This window comes from Arthrobacter sp. PTI12 (assembly GCF_056679915.1).
On sequence record NZ_CM155256.1, the window covers coordinates 1,796,630 to 1,815,974 of the forward strand.

The following is a 19,345-nucleotide window of genomic DNA, read 5'->3' on the forward strand; positions in this document are numbered from 1 at the left end:
CCCGGCTTAGCGTCCGCCGGGGACCTGGAAGTTGAACACTGAGGTATCGAACTGGTTGTACGCTTCGTAGTCGACGAGCTCGTAGAGTCTGGCGCGGGTCTGCATGGAAGTAACAGCGCCCTGCTGGGTGCCGTCGGCCTTGATCGTTTCCAGCGTACGCTCCGCCGCGCCCATGGCACTACGCAGCAGCGTCACTGGATAGATGACCATGTTGACACCCACGGATTCGAGGTCCGCGATCGAGAAGAGTTCGCTCTTTCCGAACTCGGTCATATTCGCGAGGATCGGTACATCGACCGCATTGCGGATCGCCTCAAACTCGGTCAGATCCCGCATCGCCTCCGGAAAAATGGCGTCCGCACCGGCGTCAACAAGAGCCTTCGCCCGCTCCTGGGCTGCCTGCAACGTATCGGTGCCGCGAATATCAGTCCTGGCCATCACAAGGAAGTTGGGATCGCGGCGACCATCGGCAGCGGCGCGGATTCGCTTCGCGGCAGTGTCGGTGTCCACAACGTTCTTGCCATCCAGATGGCCGCACCGCTTCGGATTGAACTGATCCTCGATGTGGCAGCCGGCCAGGCCCGCGTTCTCCAGCTCCTGCACCGTCCTGGCGACGTTCATCGGTTCGCCGAAACCGGTGTCCGCGTCCACCAGCGAAGGGAGGTCCGTCATGCGCGCTATCTGGCCGGCGCGCGTGGTAACTTCGGTCAGGGTCGTGAGCCCGATGTCGGGCAAGCCAAGGTCATTGGCGAGAACAGCTCCGGATATATAGACGCCGTCGAACCCCTTGTCCTCGATCAGGCGGGCGGACAGGGGGTTGAAGGCTCCGGGGAACTGCTGGATGCGGCCTGAGGTCAGGCTTGCGCGCAGCGCTTCGCGCTTTTTCTCGGGCGTTATGGAGGAGTACAGCATTTAGAACAGCCCCTTCGGTGCTTGTGCGGAAAGGACGCCGACGGCGGCAGTCAGGTTTAGCTGGTCCAGCTCGCCGGACGCGAGCAGCGGGAGCCGCTGGACAGCGTCGAGGAAGCGGTCGACCTCCGCGTCGTCCACGATTCCGTTTGCGAGGGTGCGGAGTTTGCCGATGTACTGCTCGCGGGCGAAGGGGCGGGCACCCAGCGGGTGGGCATCAGCGACGGCAATCTCATCGGTGATGACGGTTCCGTCGGTGAGAGTGATTTCCACCCTTCCGCCGAACGCCTTCTCGCTGATGTCCAGTGAGTGGTAGCGCCGGGTCCATTCAGCGTCCTCCACCGTGGTGACTTTTCGCCAGAGTTCGACCGTGTCGGCGCGGGAAGCGCGTTCGGGAGTGTAGGAGTCGACGTGGTGCCAGCGTCCGTCCTGCAGTGCAACGGTGAAGATGTAGGGGATCGAGTGGTCGAGCGTCTCACGGGACGCCGTTGGGTCGTACTTTTGCGGGTCATTCGCGCCCGAGCCGATCACGTAGTGGGTGTGGTGCGAGGTGTGGATCCGGACGGCCTCAACCTTCTGCGGGTCGGTGACGTCTGGATGTGCGCTATGGAGCCTGCGGGCCAGGTCAATCCACGCCTGCGCCTGGTACTCGGCGGAGTGCTCCTTCGTGTACGTGTCCAGGATTGCTCGCTTCGATTCGCCCTGGGTGGGCAGCGGAACCTCATAGCGGGCGTCGGGGCCGTCGAGCATCCACGCGATCACGCCGTCCTCGCCCTCGTAAATCGGTGTGGGGGAGGTCTGCCCGCGCATGGCCCGGTCGACGGCTTCCACTGCCATCTTGCCGGCGAAGGCCGGCGCGTGGGCCTTCCACGTCGAAATTTCGCCCTTGCGTGACTGGCGCGTTGCCGTCGTCGTATGCAGCGCCTGCCCGACCGACTGGAAGATCGTCTCGACGTCGAGGCCGAGCAGGGTTCCGATCCCCGCAGCCGCGGACGGACCGAGATGCGCAACGTGGTCGATCTTGTGCTTGTGCAGGCAGATCGCCTTCACCAGGTTCACCTGGATCTCGTAGCCGGTGGCGATGCCGCGCAGGAGGTCGGCACCGCTTGCCCCCGTGTGCTGGGCGACGGCGAGGATCGGCGGGATGTTGTCTCCCGGGTGGGAGTAGTCCGCGGCGAGGAAGGTGTCGTGATAGTCGAGTTCGCGTACGGCGACCCCGTTGGCCCAGGCGGCCCACTCGGGCGAAGATTTCCCGTCAATCCCGAAAACCGTTGCGCCGCGTCCGTTGGCGGAGACGGGGTGGCTCAGAGCCTGGGCGCGGGCAGCCACGATCGGTGCGCGGGAGAGGGACGCAACGGCGACGGACGCGTTGTCGATGATGCGGTTGATCACCATGTCGGTCACGTCGCTGTCGACTCCCACGGGATCGGCAGCCACCTCGGCGATTTTCCAGGCCAGCTGGCCGCTTCGGGGCAGGTTTTCCTCGCTGCGGTGGACTCGGACGGGGTGTAGCTCAACCATGTGGTGTTTCCTCTCGGACGGTTCGCGCGGTGTTGTCTGTTCGGGTGGTGCTGTCTGTTCGGGCGGCCAGCAGGTACTGCAGGCTGTTGTGGAGATGGACCTTGGTCGATGCAACGGCCAGGTCGGTGTTGGCCTGGGCAATGGACCGGGCTATCTGCGCATGTTCGGACGCCGAGGCCGTCAGGCGTGCAACATCGTCCCGGGCCAGCCGGCGCACGCGGCTCAGGTGAGTGCGCAAGTGCCGCTGGGCCTGAAGGAGATAGGGGTTAGCGGCGGCTGCATCAATTGCGGCGTCGAGCTCGGCGACCAGCTCGTAGTACTCGTGCTGTTCGCCGTCGGCCTCCTGAATCAGCGAGGATGCCGATTCAAACCGGCGGGTCAGTTCCTGGAATGTGTGCCGGTCCCCGCGCGTCGCAGCGAGGGCAGCAGCTGTGCAGTCCAGGGAGATACGGACATCAAACAGCCCGGTGATCTTCTCAAGGGACACCTCGCTGACGATGACCCCGCGTCCCGGCTGCGGAGCCGTCAATCCTTCGGCCGTCAATCGTGAGAGGGCCTCCCGCAGCGGTGTTCGGGAGACACCGAGCCGGGCTGACTGCTCGACTTCCCCCAGTACGGTGCCCGGCCCCAGCCGCCATTCGATGATGTCAGCGCGCAGAGCCTGATAGGCGCGGTCACTGGCTCGCATCTGCCCGCTCCATCGCCCGTCTCACCGCTCCAATGTATACAGAACAGGCGCCCGAAACAATACATCGCCGCGTTAGTGCGCTTTTTGTATACATGAACTGCTCTACCCGGACATTCTCGACGCTTTCGGCTACCGGTTCCAGGTGTACTCGAGTTCAGGCCGACCACGCGTTCCGTAGCGGGGCATCCGACGGGCAGACCCGCCGTCGGCAAGGTGTTCCAGGTAGCGGCGTGCGGTCACCCGGGACAGTTCCAGCGAGGACGCAACTTCCACCGCTGACACCGGCGCCGGCGCAGCAGACAGGAAGGAAACGACGGCGCGCAGTGTCTCCTCGGACAGCCCCTTCGGCAGGGTTCCCTGCGACGGCGGACGCAGCGCTGCGAACGCGTTGTCGACTTCCGATTGCGTGGTGGAGGAGGCTTGCGCGTGCAGGTTCTCGCGGAACAGCCGATAGTTGCCCAGCTTCTCGCTGAATGCCGAATAGGTGAACGGCTTGATCAGGTACTGCACAATTCCGGATGAGATCGCGGAGCGCACCACACCGAGCTCCCGTACCGCTGTGATGGCGATAACGTCCACGCTGCTGCCCGAACCTCGGATCCTGCGGATGATGTCCAGTCCGTGAAGGTCGGGCAGATTCATATCGAGCAGCACCAGATCGACGACGGCGCCTCCCGCCTCGGTCTGCCGGCGCAGCATCGCAAGCGCCTCGGATCCGGTGCCGGCAATACCGGCGAGGTCAAACCCGTCGAGACGCTTCACGTATAGAGCGTGGGCCTCCGCCGCGATGGGATCGTCCTCCACCACGAGTACCCGGATGGGGTGAGCGGCGGGCCGGTCAGCCACGGGTAGCCTCCCCGTGCGCTCGCGGTCCGGCCGGGTCTGCGCCTTCCGGTGCGCGCGGTCCGGCCGGGAGGCGGACCGTGAAGAGTGCGCCGCCGTCGTTGGTGACGGCAATGGTGCCGCCGAGCCGGTGCACGGCCTGCCGAACCAGTGCCAGCCCGAGACCGCGAGTTCCTGCCGTGCCTTTGGAGCTGGAGCCCAGCGTGAAGATCGTGCCGAGCTGGGCCTCGCTCAAGCCGGGCCCACTGTCGCCGACCTCGATGTCAACAAAGCCGGCGTCGTCGCCCGCTGTGTGGATCGAAAGCGAGACGGACCGTTCCTCCGAGGAGGCGGCGGCATCGAACGCGTTGTCCAGCAGGTTGCCGATGATCGTGACGAGGTCCCTCGGATCCATGCCGCGGGTTTCGAGGGTGCCTGCAACATCGATGTCCAGGTACAGCCCCCGTTCGTTCGCCTGCGCCGCCTTGCCCACCAGGAGCGCGGTGATGAACGGTTCGTCGATGGCGGCCACCACCTCATCGGTGAGCTGCTGCGACTGCTGAAGGTCCCTCGTCGCAAACTCGAGGGCCTCCGTCCCGCGATCAAGTTCGATGAGGGACACGATGGTGTGCAGACGATTGGCGTGCTCATGGGTTTGCGCCCGAAGCGCTTCGGTCAGGGTACGCATGGTCTGAACTTCGTCCGAGAGGGCCTCCAGCTCGGTGTGGTCGCGGATGGTGGTCACTGTGCCCAGGGGCTTTGTTCCCGACGCCGGGACGGCCGGTTCCTGGTTGACCACCAGCACACGGTCATCGGTGACATGGATTTCGTCCACCGCGCGGCGGCCGCTCGCCAGCAGCTCGCGAATAGAGGGCGAGAGTCCGACGTCGGACGCGGGCTTTGGCTCGCCCGGAACCGACGGCGGCAAGTTCAGCAGCGCTGCGGCCTGGTCGTTGTAGAGCACCAGATCCCCCCGAAGGTTGGTCAGCGCCAGGCCGTCACGCACGGAGTGCAGCACTGAATCGTAGAACACGAACATGCGCGAGAGCTGTTCGGTGCCAAGGCCGAGCGTTGCCCGGCGAAGGTGGCGGCTCAGCACCAGGGAAACGATCGTTCCGGCGGTGAGTGCACCGGCTGCAATGAGCCAGACGAGCGGCAACTGCGCATTGCGCGCAATGGACACGGTGTCCACGGTGACACCGGCCGAGACCAGGGCGGTGACGGTGTTATTCGGTGTAGTGACCGGGACAATCGCACGGACTGACGGTCCCAGTGTCCCCGTGAACAACTCGACGTGAGGGACTCCGCCAAGCGCCTGCTCAACGGATCCGATGTACTGGCCGCCGATCTCACTGGGGTTTCGGTGGGTGTAGCGGGTGCGGTCGGTGTCCATAATGGTCACGAAATCGACGCCGAGCTCATCCATCACTTCCGCCGCGTAGGGCTGCAGGAGGTCCGAGGGATTCGGTGACTGCACCGCTTCAAGGACGAAGGGATCGTTGGCGAACGTCGTGGCGACTGCGAGCATGCGCGCCGATGCGGAATCGAAGGTGTTGTCCTCCGCATCGAGGTAGAGGACCCAGGAGATGGTCGTGGTCAGCGCGAGGACGAAGACGAGTTGGCCAATGAAGAACTGACGTGCCAGGCTCCAGTTCCTCACTCGGATCACGCTCCTTCCGCCTGCGACGGCGCCCGTTCTTCTGGCAGTTGCCCAGCATTGTTCACGGTCCGGCGAACAGTATGAACGCAATCGTGACCGGCATCACTCTAGCGCTCACGATGGTTAGGAACCGGCCATCGGGCCGCCTACCAGCATAAGGAGTAAATAGCATGGCGAAGATGCCTGCACAGTCTGCCGCTTCGGTCGACAAACCCCGCAAGAAGGTGGATAAGACCCACTTTCTCTACATTGCCGTCATCGTCGCCGTCATCGCCGGCGCAATTCTTGGCCTCGCTGCGCCTGAGGTTGCCAAATCACTCAAGCCCATCGGCACGGCTTTCATCGGTCTGATCAAGATGATGATCGCCCCGATCATCTTCTGCACCATCGTGCTGGGCATCGGGTCCATTGCGAAAGCGGCAACTGTCGGCAAAGTCGGCGGTCTGGCCCTCGGATATTTCATGCTGATGTCCACGTTCGCCTTGGGAATCGGCCTCGTGGTCGGAAATATCGTCAAGCCCGGTGCGGGCCTGGACATTTCCGGCGCCACCTATGAGACAGAGAGCAAGGAAGCTGAGGGAACGGTTGACTTCCTGCTCGGCATCATTCCGGACACCCTGCTGTCCTCGCTGACCGGCACCAGCATCCTCCAGACACTCTTTGTCGCCCTGCTGGTCGGTTTTGCGCTGCAGAAGATGGGAACGGCCGGTAAGCCGATCCTGCGCGGCATCGGCCACATCCAGGCGCTGGTCTTCCGCATCCTCATCATGGTCATGTGGCTCGCACCGATCGGCGCCTTCGGGGCCATTGCCGCCGTCGTCGGTGAAACCGGAGTCCAGGCCATTGTGAGCATGTTCACCCTGATGGCCGCGTTCTACGTCACCTGCATCATCTTCATCGTCGTCATCCTCGGCGGTCTCCTCAAGATCGTCACCGGCATCAACATCTTCAAGCTGATGAAGTACCTGGGCCGCGAGTACCTGCTCATCTTCTCGACCTCGTCCTCGGAAGCAGCGCTGCCCCGCCTGATCGCGAAGATGGAGCACCTGGGTGTCTCCAAGCCGGTAGTCGGTGTCACGGTTCCTACCGGTTACTCCTTCAACCTTGACGGCACCGCCATCTACCTGACCATGGCATCGCTGTTCGTTGCCTCCGCCCTCGGTACCCCGCTGGCGCTCGGCGAGCAGATCTCGCTGCTGATCTTCATGATCATCGCGTCGAAGGGTGCAGCAGGTGTCACTGGCGCAGGCCTGGCCACCCTGGCAGGCGGCCTGCAGTCGCACCGCCCCGACCTTGTGGACGGCGTCGGCCTCATTGTGGGCATTGACCGCTTCATGTCCGAGGCACGCGCACTGACCAACTTCACCGGCAACGCCGTTGCCACCGTGCTGATCGGTACCTGGACCAAGGAGATCGAGCGCGGTCAGGTGGACGAAGTGCTGGCCGGCCGCCTGCCCTTCGACGAAGCGACCATGACTGCCGGTCACTTCGAAGATGCCAAAGCGGACACCGCCGAGGACGGCGCAGAAACCAAGACCGACATCGCCGAAGCCCACATCACCGGCCGCGAAGCGGAAAGGGTCGGCGCCACGCGCTGATCCCCCCGTTCAATTGTCAGGACACGCCCCTTTTGCAGGCTCATAGGGGGCGTGTCCTGCTGTTTCATTGACCTCCACCGCCAGCCAGGATCTCAAGCTTGAACTTCAAGTTGAGACTCAAGGCTCGCGCACCGCGAACACTACATTTCCACGGCTCCGGAGGGGAGCGGTTGTAACGTGGGGAAGCAAGCGAACAGTAACTTGTTACTGGACAAGCACTAGACGGAAGCGTGGATAGATACGTGAGTAGCGAACAGGGTTCCACAACTCTGAAGGACGCAACCGACTCAGAGATTGGCCCCACCGGACGTCCGGTCACCGAATTTCCCGAACCGCCGGTGCTGGCCTCCCATGGCCCAGCCCGCGTCATCGCCATGGTGAACCAGAAGGGTGGTGTCGGCAAGACCACGTCCACCATCAACCTGGGCGCCGCGCTCGCAGAAGCGGGCCGCCGTGTCCTCCTCGTAGACTTCGATCCGCAGGGTGCGCTCTCCGCGGGCCTCGGCACCAACCCGCATGAGCTCGACGTCACCGTCTACAACGTCCTCATGGACCGCAAGGTCAACATCGAGGACGCCATCCAGCGCACCGGCGTCGAGAACATCGACCTCCTCCCCGCGAATATCGACCTCTCCGCCGCCGAGGTGCAGCTGGTCAATGAGGTCGCCCGCGAGCAGGTCCTGGACCGCGCATTGCGCAAGGTCGAGGACAACTACGATGTCATCCTCATCGACTGCCAGCCATCACTCGGTCTCCTGACAGTCAACGCGTTGACCGCGGCGCATGGTGTCATCATTCCGCTCATCTGCGAGTTCTTCGCGCTGCGCGCCGTTGCGCTGCTGGTTGAAACCATCGAGAAGGTTCAGGACCGCCTCAATCCGCGACTACAGGTCGATGGCGTCCTCGCAACCATGTACGACGCGCGGACCCTCCACAGCCGAGAGGTCATCGCCCGTCTCGTGGAAGCCTTCGGAGACAAGGTCTTCGAAACGGTCATCAAGCGCACCATCAAGTTCGCTGATGCCACCGTCGCCGCAGAGCCGATCACCACCTACGCCGGTAACCACTCCGGCGCGGATGCCTACCGCAACCTCGCCCGGGAGCTCATCTCCCGCGGCGGCGCGCCTTAGCAGGCACCCCGCCTGATGGCGCAGGACGCTCACGACGACGGCGGCGCCCCCCTCGCGCTGCCGGAGCCTGAGAAGGCCGGGCGGTTCGAAGTCCGGCTCGACAACTTCAACGGACCGTTTGACCTTTTGTTGAGCCTCATCTCCAAGCATGAGCTGAACATCACCGAGATTGCCCTCGCGAAGGTCACCGACGAGTTTATCGGCTACATCCGCGCTTTCAGTGCAGCCGGGGACAGTTTTTCACTGGACGAAGCAAGCGAATTCCTTGTCATCGCCGCGACCCTCCTGGATCTCAAAGCGGCGCGGTTGCTGCCATCGGGGGAAGTTGAGGACGAGGAGGACATCGCACTGCTCGAGGCCCGTGACCTTCTCTTCGCGCGCCTGCTGCAATACAAGGCATTCAAGGAAATCGCCCGGCAGTTGGGCACGCGCCTCGCCGAAGAGGCCGGACGCTTCCCGCGTGAGGTAGCGCTTGAACCGCAGCTCGCCGCAATGATGCCCGAGCTCACCTGGCGAATGTCGCCGTCGGACTTTGCCGCGATCGCCGCGAAAGCGCTGGAGCCCCGCGAACCGGCGCCTACCGAAGTGGGCATTGGTCACCTCCACGCTCCGGCAGTAAGCGTCCGCGAGCAAGCCGACATCATCGGGCACCGCCTGCGGGAGCAGGGAGTCCTGTCCTTCCGCCAGCTCACGGCAGACGCGGACTCACTTGTAGTCGTCGTCGCCCGTTTTCTTGCCCTGCTGGAAATGTTCCGGGACATGGTCATCACCATGGACCAGGCCGCGCCGCTGGGGGAGCTGACTGTCCGGTGGTCGGCGGGGGAGCGGGACTGGTCAGCGGAGCGCATCAGCGAGGAATACGATCAGGACGTGTCGCCGGTTGTGGATGAGAACGCAGAAGGAGGAGTCCGTGAGCGAGCGAACTGAAACACCTGACGGCACTCGCGGTGAGCCGGGCGAGGGGTCGGTGACTGACGTCGCCTCTTTATCCGGCGGAGTGCCGGCCGCAGTCGAGGCCGTGCTCCTTGTCGTTGAGGAACCGGTGACCGAGATGCAGTTGGCCACAGCGCTGGAAGTTCCTGTCCAGCAGGTGCAGGAAGCGCTCGCGGAATTGATGGCCGAGTATGACGGCTATACTGGTCAGGGCCCGGAACCCGGACCAACGCGGCGTCGGGGTATTGAGCTCCGAAATGTCGCCGGCGGGTGGCGGTTCTATACGCGCAGCGAGTTCGCTGCCGTCGTCGGACGGTTTGTTCTCGACGGACAGAGTGCGCGGCTTTCGCAGGCAGCTCTGGAAACCCTCGCCGTCATCGCCTACCGGCAACCGGTCTCACGCTCGCGGGTGTCGGCAATCCGCGGGGTGAATGTGGACTCCGTGGTCCGCACCCTTGTTCAACGTGGACTTGTCGCCGATGTTGCTACCGATCCGGAGACCGGCGCGGTGCTCTACGGAACAACACCGCTTTTTCTGGAAAGATTGGGTATTGGCACCGTTGCCGATCTGCCCAAGCTTTCTCCGCACCTGCCCGGACTGGAAAACCTGCAGGACTTCGATCCCACCACGTACTGACGTACAACAGCTAAGGACTTTCAATGACACAGGCGCCCCGCTCCGGATCCGGAAGGAACCGCGACGGCCGTAATCCTGCCTCCGATTCCGCGGGCAGGCCCGCCAGGGACGCCGGTGACGCGAAGCCCGCACGCGCAGGCAGGGAGTACGACGGCCCCAAACGCACCGGTGCTCCCAAGAGTGCGGGCGCAGGCGGTTACAAAGGAGCCGGTGCTGGCAAGAGCGCAGGCGGTTACAAGGGTGCCGGTGCTCCGAAGAGTGCGGGCGCAGGCGGTTACAAGGGTGCCGGTGCTCCCAAGAGTGGCGGCGCAGGCAAGGGCGCTCCGAAAGCAGCGCGCAGCGGTCAGCGTGGTGCTTCCGCCGGGTCAGCGCCCTTTGGCAAGGAGCGGTTCGGCCGCAATCTCGGCGCAGTGCACCGCCCCCGCCGCCCCAAGGCTCCGCCCGTCGACCGGCTCGATGTGCACAATCCCGACGGCGTCCGCCTGCAGAAGATCATGGCGTCCGCCGGCGTCGCCTCCCGCCGGGTGTGCGAGGACATGATCCGTGACGGCCGCGTCGAGGTTGACGGCACCATAGTGACGGACCTCGGCGTGCGCGTCGATGCATCGACCGCAGCGATCCACGTCGATGGCCTCCGTCTTCAGCTCAACGAGACCATGATGTACTACGCCTTCAACAAGCCCAAGGGTGTCGTTTCCACTATGGAAGACCCCGAAGGCCGCCCCTGCATCAGCGACTTCCTGAAGAACCGCAAGGGCGAGCGTCTCTTTCACATCGGCCGCCTCGACGTCGCAACCGAAGGCCTGCTGCTGCTGACCAACGACGGCGAACTTACCAACCGCCTGACGCATCCGTCCTTCGAGGTGCCCAAGACCTACCTGGTGCAGGTCCGTGGCCCCATGGCCCACGGCATCGGCACCCAGATGAAGGAAGGCATCGAGCTGGAGGACGGCATCGCCCGGGTCGATTCCTTCAGGCTTGTCGATTCCACTCCTGGACACGTGCTCGTGGAGGTCGTTCTCCACTCGGGCCGCAACCGCGTGGTGCGCCGCTTGTTCGATGCCATCGGGCACCCGGTCGAGCGTCTGGTCCGCACCCAGTTCGGTCCAATTCGCGTCGGCGACCAGCGTCAGGGCAGCATCCGCGTTCTCGGCCGTCAGGAAGTTGGGCACCTCCTGGCCGCTGTGGAGATGTAGCCGATGACCGTAACAAACGGCGGCACACACCTGTCGGGGCCCGTGCTTATCGTCGGCACCGGGTTGCTCGGCACCAGTATCGGGCTCGGTCTGCGCGCGCGGGGAATCGATGTTGTCCTGTCGGACATCTCCCCGTCCACCCAGGCCGTGGCGCAGGACATCGGAGCCGGCCGGCCGCTTGAGCCGGCTGATGCCGCATTCGCGCCGGAACTCGTGGTTGTTGCAGCGCCGCCGGACGTCACCGGTGCGCTCGTGATTGATGCGCTGGCAGCCTATCCGGCTGCCGTCGTCGTCGATATTGCAAGTGTCAAGGATGCGGTGCTGAAGTCGGTTCTGGAAGCAGCCGACGACGACGCCCTCTCACGCTATGTAGGCACCCACCCGATGGCGGGGCGCGAGAAATCCGGGCCGGTAGCGGCCCGCGGTGAGCTTTTCACGTCCATGCCGTGGGTGATCTGCGCATCCCAGCGCAGTGCGCCGGAAGCGGTACGCACGGCCGAGGCCCTGGCTATCGACCTGGGCGCAGTCGTATCGCGGCTGACCGCTGAGGAACATGACCAGTCAGTTGCGGTCATTTCACATCTGCCGCAGGTCTTGTCGTCCCTCCTGGCGAGCCGGCTGCAGGACACGCCCGCACACGCGCTGTCCCTCGCCGGTAACGGGCTCCGGGACGTGACGCGTATCGCCGCGAGCGACCCCCGGCTGTGGGTCCAGATCCTCTCGGCGAATGCCGGCCGGCTCGTGGAGATTCTCTACGGGGTGCGCGAGGATCTGAACCGGCTGATCGGGACGCTCGAAAATCCGGTGGGGGAGGGCGCCCGCCTGGACATGGCACAGCTGATGGCCGAGGGAAACATCGGCCAGGCACGCATTCCAGGCAAGCACGGCACACCGCCGGAAGCCTTCGCCCGGCTTACCGTGCTGGTCGATGACGTTCCGGGGCAGATCGCGCGGTTGCTCACCGACATCGGGGAAACCGGAATCAACCTTGAGGACCTCCGCCTGGAACATTCACCTGAGCGGCAGGTGGGCATGGCCGAGGTCTCCGTACTGCCCGGCAAGCGGCACGAGCTCACCGATTTCCTGACGAACCGCGGTTGGAAGGTGGTCCAGTGACTGCATCTCTCGCCCACTTCCGATTGGGCAAATCACTTGTCGTGGCCATCGACGGGCCGTCCGGTTCGGGCAAGTCCAGCGTCAGCCGGGAAACTGCCCGACGGCTTCACGCGGCGTACCTCGACACCGGCGCAATGTACCGTGCGGTGACACTTCACTGCCTCGAGAAGGGCGTCGATTTCTCCGACGCCGGCGCGGTGGAACGAGCCTCCCGTGAACTCGATCTGTCCATCAGTACCCGGCCGGATACCGAGTCAGTATTGATCAGCGGAATCGACGTCACGGACGCCATCCGCGAACCGCAGGTTTCGCAGGCCGTCAGCGCCGTCGCGACCACCCTCGGTGCGCGCAGCGAACTGATCCGCCGGCAGCGCCAGATCATTGCCGACTCCCACCACCGCATCGTGGCAGAAGGCAGAGACATCACCACCGTCGTCGCCCCTGACGCGGAAGTACGCATCCTGCTGACCGCCAGCGAGGAGGCGCGGCTTCGGCGACGCGGGGATCAGCTCGGCGGTACCCAGACAGTCGAGCAACTGAAGCAGCAGGTCCTTGCGCGTGACGCAAAGGACTCCTCAGTGGTGAATTTTCAGCAGGCCGCAAACGGTGTAGTTACCGTTGACTCATCGGACCTGGATTTTGAGCAGACAGTGGCGGCGGTGCTCGACGTCGTTCGCACTGTCGCCCACCAATAAAACGAAGGATCGCGAAATATGAGCGAGAACCAGACCGGACTTGAGGAAGAGTACGAGCCCACGGGCGAGGACTCCGTAGCCGAACACATCCATGCCCTGGATGACGCAGAGGCTGAGCGCCGCGCTGAATCGCTGCGCGCCGGTCTGGAGGACTATGAGCTGGACGAGGAGGACGCAGCCCTCCTCGCGCAGGAGTTGGGCGATTACGACGACGACGCCCCGGTCCGGCTGGATCCGGTCCTTGCGATCGTCGGGCGTCCCAACGTCGGCAAGTCGACGCTCGTTAACCGCATCCTCGGACGCCGCGAGGCAGTCGTGGAGGACACTCCGGGTGTCACGCGTGACCGCGTGATGTACTCGGCCACCTGGAACGGCAACGACTTCACGCTGGTGGACACCGGCGGTTGGGAACATGATGCGCGCGGTATTCACGCTCGCGTCGCCGACCAGGCTGAGGCCGCCGTCGACCTCGCCGATGCCGTGCTGCTTGTTGTGGATGCAACGGTCGGGGCTACCGCCACCGACGAGGCGATCGTGCGGATGCTGCGGCGCAAGAAGAGGCCGGTCATCCTGGTCGCCAATAAGGTCGACGACATCCAGAATGAGGCCGATGCCGCAGCGCTCTGGTCGCTTGGCTTCGGCGAGCCGATGCCGGTGTCCGCGTTGCACGGCCGCGGTACGGCGGACATGCTGGACAGGGCTGTTGAGCTCATGCCGGAGTTTTCCGAGCACGGCGGACTGGAGCGTTCCGGCGGCCCGCGCCGGGTTGCGCTGATCGGGCGTCCGAACGTCGGCAAGTCCTCACTGCTGAACAAGTTGGCAGGTACCGAGCGGGTTGTCGTTGACCCGTTGGCCGGCACCACGCGCGATCCCGTGGACGAGATGATCGAGCTCGGTGGCCGTGTGTGGCGCTTCGTCGATACTGCGGGCATCCGCCGACGCCAGCATATGGCGCAGGGCGCCGATTTCTATGCGTCGCTGCGCACTCAGTCCGCGCTGGAGAAGGCGGAGGTCGCCGTCGTCCTCCTCGCGGTTGATGAGGTGCTCAGTGAGCAGGATGTGCGGATCCTCAATCTGACCATTGAATCCGGCCGTGCGCTGGTGCTCGCGTTCAACAAGTGGGACCTGCTCGACGACGAACGCCGCCGCTACCTGGAGCGCGAGATCGAGCAGGACCTGGCGCACGTGGAGTGGGCGCCACGCGTCAATCTTTCCGCGATGACCGGCTGGCACAAGGACCGTCTTGTACCTGCACTTGATCGGGCGCTCGAGTCCTGGGACAAGCGCATCCCCACCGGCAAACTGAACGCGTTCCTTGGTGAGCTCGTTGCAGCCCATCCGCACCCGGTGCGCGGTGGAAAGCAGCCGCGCATCCTGTTTGGGACGCAGGCCTCATCGCGTCCTCCGCGTTTTGTCCTCTTCACCACCGGATTCCTCGACCCGGGATACCGCCGGTTCATCACGCGCCGCCTGCGTGAGACGTTCGGTTTCGAGGGGACGCCGATCGAGGTTTCGATGCGCGTTCGGGAGAAGCGCGGACGCAAGAAGTAGATGCATCGTCGCCCTGCACCGGTTCGCTGGTCAGGGCAGCGATAGGATAGGATTCTTGAGGTGGTTCGGACCGTATGTCCGCGCCAATCGGGATGTGGCGCAGCTTGGTAGCGCACCTGACTGGGGGTCAGGGGGTCGCAGGTTCAAATCCTGTCATCCCGACAGCGAGGTCCCGGAAACTTACGGTTTCCGGGACCTTTTTCGTTCCCCCGGGCGTCCTTCGGGGCGGAGTTTCCGCTCCCCGCTACCTGGACATGGCGCCGGTGATTTCCTGCGCTGAGAGCCTGCGTTCGCCTACGTAATAGAGAACTGAGCCGGCAGGCAGCGGCGAGTCCCATCCGGGATTGATGACGGCTCCTTCGTGTTGAACTGCAAGCACCGTCGTAGTGAACTTTCGCCCCAATGCTTCCTGCACCTGGCCGAAGTTCATGGTCGACAGCGTGTTCGGCAGCATTGTGCTGTAGGTATTCCTGCCCCCATGGGACATCAGGTCCGCGTAGACAATTGCAATACCCGGGTCTTGGAGTTCTTCGATAGCGAGACGCGGTGAGTGCCACTGGACGCAGCGGACGTCGTCGTCCACGTAGGAGAAGTTGCGGGCGCGGCTCATATCCCGCAACGTGACAACGATGTGCGCGTCGGGGTTTACGTGCGTGGCAGCCACAGTGATGGTCAGCGCTTCATTATCATCCCGAGCGTCGATGAGGATCCGCGTTGCGCGATGGACCCCGGCACGCTTCAGCACGCCTTCTTCGGCGAGGTCACCGCGGACAAAGCCGAGGTTGGCGTGGTCCGACATGGGGTTTTCGGCGACGTCTTCCCAGGTGCATAGCGCCACTGGGTCAGCGCTGTCTGCCAGGATCTCCTGCACCAGCCGTTCGGTGCGGCCGGGCGTGTAGCCGACAATCACCAGGTGGTCCGACATATCGAGGTCTGACTGACCCTTCATGCGCCGTCCTTTCGCGTTTTCGATCGCGGTTGCGATGCGGGTGAATAGCGTGGTCAGGGTAACGATGCCGCCGATGATGACGTAGACGCCAACAAGGTGCCCGCCGACTGTAGTGGGAAAGAAATCGCCGTAACCGACAGTGGAAGCCGTAACCATGAACCACCACCAGTAGTTCTCTGGTGACGTGATGGTGTTGCTGGATGGCTCTGCCCATGCCATGAGCGGCCAACTGGTCAGGAACACTGTAAGGATAATGAGACCCGGCGCCACCCAGATGCGGGAGCGGCCAAGTCGGCGAATCAAGCGGGAGAGTACAAACGGCACCCGGCGTTCCTTCCTGGGGATGGGCGATCACTCTCTGACCCTATGCCCTTGGGCCCGGCACGCTTCGAGCCCGTGAAGATTCAGTGGAACGTGTCCGGGCGTGAGAAGTTGGATGTGTGAATAATGTCCCGAAGAAGGCAAAGCCGGCGCGGCCGCAGCTTATTTTTGATGTCGTGAGTGCTTCCTGGCTGACCCCTCACATGGTGCGGGTGACACTTGGTGGACCTGCATTCGACCAGTTTCAGCGCAAGGACGTCACTGACAGCTATGTGAAGCTCTTGTTCGCGAAGCCGGAACTCGGACTTGAGCCGCCCTACGATCTCGCTGCGCTTCGTGAACAGCTGCCGCCCGAGGACGTTCCGGTCACCCGTACCTACACGGTTCGGCAGGTCAATTCGATTGACCGGACCATCGACATCGATTTTGTCGTTCACGGTGATGAGGGCTTGGCCGGTCCCTGGGCGGCCCAAGCAAAGCAAGGAGACCGGATCGCATTGATGGGCCCGGGTGGAGCCTACGCTCCTGACGCGAATGCCGACTGGCACTTATTTGCCGGTGATGAGTCAGCGCTGCCTGCCATTGCCGCGGCCCTTGAGTACCTGCCGGAGGAGGCTGTGGGCGTTGCTTTCCTTGAGTGCGGCGGAAACGACGACGTCCTCGAGCTCTCGAAACCGTCCGGTGTAGAGATCGTTTGGGTTCACCGTGACGCGCGTGATGACAGGACGAAGTCGCTACTCGCCGCTGCGGTCACCGGATATCAGTGGCCGACTGGACGCGTACAAGTCTTCGCGCACGGCGAGCGGGAATCCATGAAGGCGCTGCGGGACGTCTTCCTCAAGGATCGCGGATTGTCCAAAGACCAGCTCTCATTGTCCGGATATTGGGCTGCTGGGCGTACCGAAGACAAGTTCCAGGCCGAGAAGCGCGAGCCGATTGGTGTGGTCCTCCCTACGTGACCCTTTCGACATGCTCGATCTGCGGCATGCTCGATCTGCGGCGTGCCGCGTCGGGTGCGTTCGTGGTCCTGCAGAGTATGTTGGACGCATGGCATCCGAGGCGACAGTCTTATCCGTTGATGGGCCGCACGGCACCCGCGAAGTACGCATCTCGAGTCCCAGCCGTGTCATGTGGCCGGCACTCGGACTGACGAAGCTTGATCTGGCGACGTACCTCATCGATGTAGGCCACGCCTTCATTGCGGCCAATGGAGACCGTCCGCTCGCGCTGCAGCGTTTTGGGGACAACATCGATGGTGACCAGTTCTTCTCGAAGAACCCGCCGAAGGGTGCACCGGACTATATCCGCTCCGTGAAGGTCGAGTATCCGAGTGCGCGGTCCCACCCGCAGCTGGTGATAGATGAGCCGGCGGCAGCGGTGTGGGCAGCCCAGATGAATACCGTCGTATTTCACCCGTGGCCATCCCGTGCCGAGAACTCGGACAACCCTGACCAGTTACGCATTGACCTCGATCCTCAACCCGGCACCGATTTCGACGACGCCGTGCCGGCTGCGATGGAGCTGCGGAAAGTGCTGCAGGAGGCCGGGCTCAACGCATTTTTGAAGACGTCGGGTAACAGGGGGATTCACGTGTACGCGCCGATTGAGCCCGTGCGGGAGTTCCTTGATGTACGGCATGCGGTAATTGCTGCTGCCCGTGAACTTGAGCGGCGTATGCCTGAGCAGGTGACCACCTCCTGGTGGAAGGAGGAGCGGGGCGAGCGGATCTTCGTCGACTTCAATCAAGCGAACCGGGACCGCACTATCGCAGGTGCATATAGCCCGCGGGCGCTCTCACACGCTCCGGTTTCCTGTCCCATCACGTGGGAAGAGCTTGAGAGGATTCACCCCAAAGACTTCACGATCCTGACGGTGCCGGATCGGCTGCGTACGGTCGGTGATCCGTGGGCCGACTTCCACGAGAATCCAGGGACTATCGACACGCTGCTCGAATGGTGGCAACGCGACTTGGATTCCGGTCTCGGGGAGCTGCCGTTTCCGCCCGATTACCCCAAGATGCCGGGGGAGCCGCCCAGGGTCCAGCCGAGCCGGGCGAAGAAAGACAAGTAGGTCCCGCTAGCATCCCCACGCTGACGGGTTCTCTGAGCAGGTACCGTCCACAAGCCGGTTATCGGAGCGCCAGATACTGATGAGGTGCGGCTCTGATTGGACCGCAGCTTGGCCCGCGATGGGAATCCAGGGTCCGCCATTGACCGAATAGTCCCCATTGAAGCGGGTAGTGAGGACCAGGTTGTAGTCCCCGGTCTCGCCGTAGACATGACTGGTGGGCGTTTCCACCAAGAGCCAGTCCGACTCGGGGACGGCGTTGCCCGCGGTTTGAGTGGTCCGGGTAGTGCCGTCGCCATAGTTCCAGTCGTAGGCCACCGGCCAGGCACGGATGCGCACCTCGTCACCGAGGGTCTCGAAGGCAAACTCTTGTTCTTCAACGTCCGCCCAGAAGTTGTTGTGTCCGCCCAGCAGTCCGAAGTTGTTCGGCTCCGAGATGACGGCAGCGGCGATAATCGGCTGACTCTGGAAGTCCTCCAGGGTGATCACAACTGCGGGCTCCGCTACCTCTTCGCCGTTCGGCGGCTCTGGCGCAGGGGAGCCCGGGTAGAGGCAGGATCTGTCGCCAGTGCGGGTCTCCGTAGGCGGGGTTGTGGAGCTGTCGATGGCAATCCACTCGACCATGGAACCGTCCGGTCCAGAATCGCAAGCAGCGTCTATGCGAACGCAGTCTTCGGGGCTAAGGAAACTTTCCACGCCCTGCAGACACACGCGCTCGTAAGTGTACGTAACTTGCGGCGACGAGGCGGTCGGTTCCTTTTCCGAAATGGCAGGAACCGATGCTCCGCTGTCCTCACTTTTATTCGCGTCCTTTTGACCGCCCGGCACCTTCTGATCGACAGCGACAAAGTCGGGACCCAACGTAGGGTTCAGATCGCCTTCCTCTGCTAGTGCCATGCCCGGTGAAAGGAGACAGGCCAGCACGGCGACGACCGATGCTGCTGTAACTCTTCTCGTTACGCGTTGAGATTCCATCCTTCAGTTACCTGAGGTGGACAAGCCGTAGTCAACCACAAGCCAGGCGTCGTCAACATGGGCGGCTCGAAAAAGAGAAGCAGCTTCGTACTCTTGCTCCGGAAATTCGCTTTTGATTGCGCCCGTCGAATCGTAAACAGTGGTGGCGCCTTGACTGTTGCTCACGAACGCATCGATCGATCCGCCCTGAATGGGTACGAAATCGCTGTTGAAGGAATCAACAGAAACGTCCCCGCCACTCATCCAACCGCCGTCCGCATAGACCTGCGCAATGGAATCTTCGATGTTTTGGCAGGTCGTGCAACCTTCATCCGTCACTGCCTTCAGCGGCTCGAGATCGTTCGTCGCGTAAGCGTAGTTCAGGAGTTCAAACCACCACTCCGTAAACGCCTCCAGCCCCTCCACCGAATTCTCGTCGGCGAGAGCAGGCTTTTCCGGAACCGGAATGTTTACGGCGGGCCCTGCTGCGGAAGCGGGAGACGGCGTCGGCGTGGGCGTAGCTGAGGGTGCCTCAGACGCCGAAGGTACTGCTGACGCCGACGGAGATTCCGACGGCGTCTGAGCTGCGCCGGGATCA

18 protein-coding genes and 1 tRNA gene are annotated in these 19,345 nt (G+C 63.4%); 11 read left to right on the forward strand and 8 right to left on the reverse strand.

All coding sequences use genetic code 11. The annotated features are described in order from the left end of the window. Positions 1 to 6: 6 nt before the first annotated feature. From prpB to AC1MBU_RS08750, 5 genes are all read right to left on the reverse strand, one after another. Entirely contained in the window at positions 7 to 912 is a 906-nt protein-coding gene (prpB, locus tag AC1MBU_RS08730; RefSeq protein WP_471673289.1) for a methylisocitrate lyase, read from the reverse strand. Then, on the reverse strand, positions 913 to 2,430 hold the full coding sequence (locus AC1MBU_RS08735; protein ID WP_471673290.1) for an MmgE/PrpD family protein: 1,518 nt from the start codon (positions 2,428 to 2,430) through the stop codon (positions 913 to 915). Then, positions 2,423 to 3,118: a GntR family transcriptional regulator gene (locus tag AC1MBU_RS08740; protein ID WP_277359375.1), complete on the reverse strand. Its 696-nt coding sequence runs from the start codon at positions 3,116 to 3,118 to the stop codon at positions 2,423 to 2,425. Before AC1MBU_RS08740 ends, AC1MBU_RS08735 begins: the two co-directional genes overlap by 8 nt. Before the next feature lie 129 nt (positions 3,119 to 3,247). Next, complete coding sequence (locus AC1MBU_RS08745; protein ID WP_346028397.1) at positions 3,248 to 3,964, reverse strand: response regulator; 717 nt, start codon at positions 3,962 to 3,964, stop codon at positions 3,248 to 3,250. Further along, entirely contained in the window at positions 3,957 to 5,600 is a 1,644-nt protein-coding gene (locus AC1MBU_RS08750; RefSeq protein WP_479786991.1) for a sensor histidine kinase, read from the reverse strand. Before AC1MBU_RS08750 ends, AC1MBU_RS08745 begins: the two co-directional genes overlap by 8 nt. 170 nt (positions 5,601 to 5,770) lie before the next feature. On the opposite strand from AC1MBU_RS08750, the gene AC1MBU_RS08755 reads away from it, so the two are divergent. The 9 genes from AC1MBU_RS08755 (at position 5,771) to AC1MBU_RS08795 (ending at position 14,618) form a co-directional block, all read left to right on the forward strand. Continuing rightward, the gene (locus tag AC1MBU_RS08755) at positions 5,771 to 7,198 is read left to right on the forward strand and encodes a cation:dicarboxylate symporter family transporter (protein WP_277357853.1); all 1,428 of its coding nucleotides are present in this window, start codon (positions 5,771 to 5,773) and stop codon (positions 7,196 to 7,198) included. A 242-nt stretch (positions 7,199 to 7,440) separates the two neighbouring features. Then, the gene (locus AC1MBU_RS08760) at positions 7,441 to 8,328 is read left to right on the forward strand and encodes a ParA family protein (RefSeq protein ID WP_056547036.1); all 888 of its coding nucleotides are present in this window, start codon (positions 7,441 to 7,443) and stop codon (positions 8,326 to 8,328) included. Positions 8,329 to 8,343: 15 nt separating this feature from the next. After that, positions 8,344 to 9,255, forward strand: coding sequence for a segregation and condensation protein A (locus AC1MBU_RS08765; RefSeq protein WP_277357852.1), 912 nt, complete (start codon positions 8,344 to 8,346; stop codon positions 9,253 to 9,255). Continuing rightward, positions 9,239 to 9,898, forward strand: a complete 660-nt coding sequence (gene scpB / locus AC1MBU_RS08770; RefSeq protein ID WP_479786995.1) for an SMC-Scp complex subunit ScpB — start codon at positions 9,239 to 9,241, stop codon at positions 9,896 to 9,898. Before AC1MBU_RS08765 ends, scpB begins: the two co-directional genes overlap by 17 nt. A 23-nt stretch (positions 9,899 to 9,921) precedes the next feature. Continuing rightward, on the forward strand, positions 9,922 to 11,094 hold the full coding sequence (locus AC1MBU_RS08775) for a pseudouridine synthase (RefSeq protein WP_346028394.1): 1,173 nt from the start codon (positions 9,922 to 9,924) through the stop codon (positions 11,092 to 11,094). Between the two features lie 3 nt (positions 11,095 to 11,097). Further along, a complete protein-coding gene (locus AC1MBU_RS08780; protein ID WP_479786996.1) occupies positions 11,098 to 12,210 on the forward strand; it encodes a prephenate dehydrogenase in 1,113 nt (370 codons plus the stop codon). Continuing rightward, complete coding sequence (cmk, locus tag AC1MBU_RS08785) at positions 12,207 to 12,905, forward strand: (d)CMP kinase (RefSeq protein ID WP_277357849.1); 699 nt, start codon at positions 12,207 to 12,209, stop codon at positions 12,903 to 12,905. The genes AC1MBU_RS08780 and cmk overlap by 4 nt, the downstream gene beginning before the upstream one ends. An 18-nt stretch (positions 12,906 to 12,923) precedes the next feature. Next, positions 12,924 to 14,456, forward strand: a complete 1,533-nt coding sequence (der, locus tag AC1MBU_RS08790; RefSeq protein WP_277357848.1) for a ribosome biogenesis GTPase Der — start codon at positions 12,924 to 12,926, stop codon at positions 14,454 to 14,456. Positions 14,457 to 14,544: 88 nt separating this feature from the next. Continuing rightward, positions 14,545 to 14,618: transfer RNA gene (locus AC1MBU_RS08795), tRNA-Pro, on the forward strand. Positions 14,619 to 14,700: 82 nt separating this feature from the next. Here the strand turns inward: AC1MBU_RS08795 and AC1MBU_RS08800 are convergent. Next, positions 14,701 to 15,729: an ion channel gene (locus AC1MBU_RS08800; RefSeq protein WP_479786997.1), complete on the reverse strand. Its 1,029-nt coding sequence runs from the start codon at positions 15,727 to 15,729 to the stop codon at positions 14,701 to 14,703. Between the two features lie 173 nt (positions 15,730 to 15,902). Here AC1MBU_RS08800 and AC1MBU_RS08805 point away from each other — a divergent pair, with 173 nt between their 5' ends. Beyond that, complete coding sequence (locus tag AC1MBU_RS08805; protein ID WP_479786998.1) at positions 15,903 to 16,685, forward strand: siderophore-interacting protein; 783 nt, start codon at positions 15,903 to 15,905, stop codon at positions 16,683 to 16,685. Between the two features lie 88 nt (positions 16,686 to 16,773). Further along, the gene (gene ligD / locus AC1MBU_RS08810; RefSeq protein WP_479786999.1) at positions 16,774 to 17,796 is read left to right on the forward strand and encodes a non-homologous end-joining DNA ligase; all 1,023 of its coding nucleotides are present in this window, start codon (positions 16,774 to 16,776) and stop codon (positions 17,794 to 17,796) included. A 6-nt stretch (positions 17,797 to 17,802) separates the two neighbouring features. Here ligD and AC1MBU_RS08815 read toward each other — a convergent pair whose 3' ends face one another. Both AC1MBU_RS08815 and AC1MBU_RS08820 read right to left on the reverse strand, forming a co-directional pair. Beyond that, the gene (locus tag AC1MBU_RS08815) at positions 17,803 to 18,417 is read right to left on the reverse strand and encodes a hypothetical protein (RefSeq protein WP_479787000.1); all 615 of its coding nucleotides are present in this window, start codon (positions 18,415 to 18,417) and stop codon (positions 17,803 to 17,805) included. 354 nt (positions 18,418 to 18,771) lie between these two features. After that, the gene (locus AC1MBU_RS08820; protein WP_479789753.1) at positions 18,772 to 19,215 is read right to left on the reverse strand and encodes a DUF6318 family protein; all 444 of its coding nucleotides are present in this window, start codon (positions 19,213 to 19,215) and stop codon (positions 18,772 to 18,774) included. Positions 19,216 to 19,345 lie beyond the last annotated feature (130 nt).

What these genes read in the sequence shown, in the direction of transcription:
- prpB (WP_471673289.1), bottom strand. Translation starts at nt 912, where the DNA reads ATGCTGTACTCCTCCATAACGCCCGAGAAAAAGCGCGAAGCGCTGCGC.
- AC1MBU_RS08735 (WP_471673290.1), bottom strand. Translation starts at nt 2,430, where the DNA reads ATGGTTGAGCTACACCCCGTCCGAGTCCACCGCAGCGAGGAAAACCTG.
- AC1MBU_RS08740 (WP_277359375.1), bottom strand. Translation starts at nt 3,118, where the DNA reads ATGCGAGCCAGTGACCGCGCCTATCAGGCTCTGCGCGCTGACATCATC.
- AC1MBU_RS08755 (WP_277357853.1), top strand. Translation starts at nt 5,771, where the DNA reads ATGGCGAAGATGCCTGCACAGTCTGCCGCTTCGGTCGACAAACCCCGC.
- AC1MBU_RS08765 (WP_277357852.1), top strand. Translation starts at nt 8,344, where the DNA reads ATGGCGCAGGACGCTCACGACGACGGCGGCGCCCCCCTCGCGCTGCCG.
- AC1MBU_RS08775 (WP_346028394.1), top strand. Translation starts at nt 9,922, where the DNA reads ATGACACAGGCGCCCCGCTCCGGATCCGGAAGGAACCGCGACGGCCGT.
- AC1MBU_RS08780 (WP_479786996.1), top strand. Translation starts at nt 11,098, where the DNA reads ATGACCGTAACAAACGGCGGCACACACCTGTCGGGGCCCGTGCTTATC.
- der (WP_277357848.1), top strand. Translation starts at nt 12,924, where the DNA reads ATGAGCGAGAACCAGACCGGACTTGAGGAAGAGTACGAGCCCACGGGC.
- ligD (WP_479786999.1), top strand. Translation starts at nt 16,774, where the DNA reads ATGGCATCCGAGGCGACAGTCTTATCCGTTGATGGGCCGCACGGCACC.
- AC1MBU_RS08815 (WP_479787000.1), bottom strand. Translation starts at nt 18,417, where the DNA reads ATGGTCGAGTGGATTGCCATCGACAGCTCCACAACCCCGCCTACGGAG.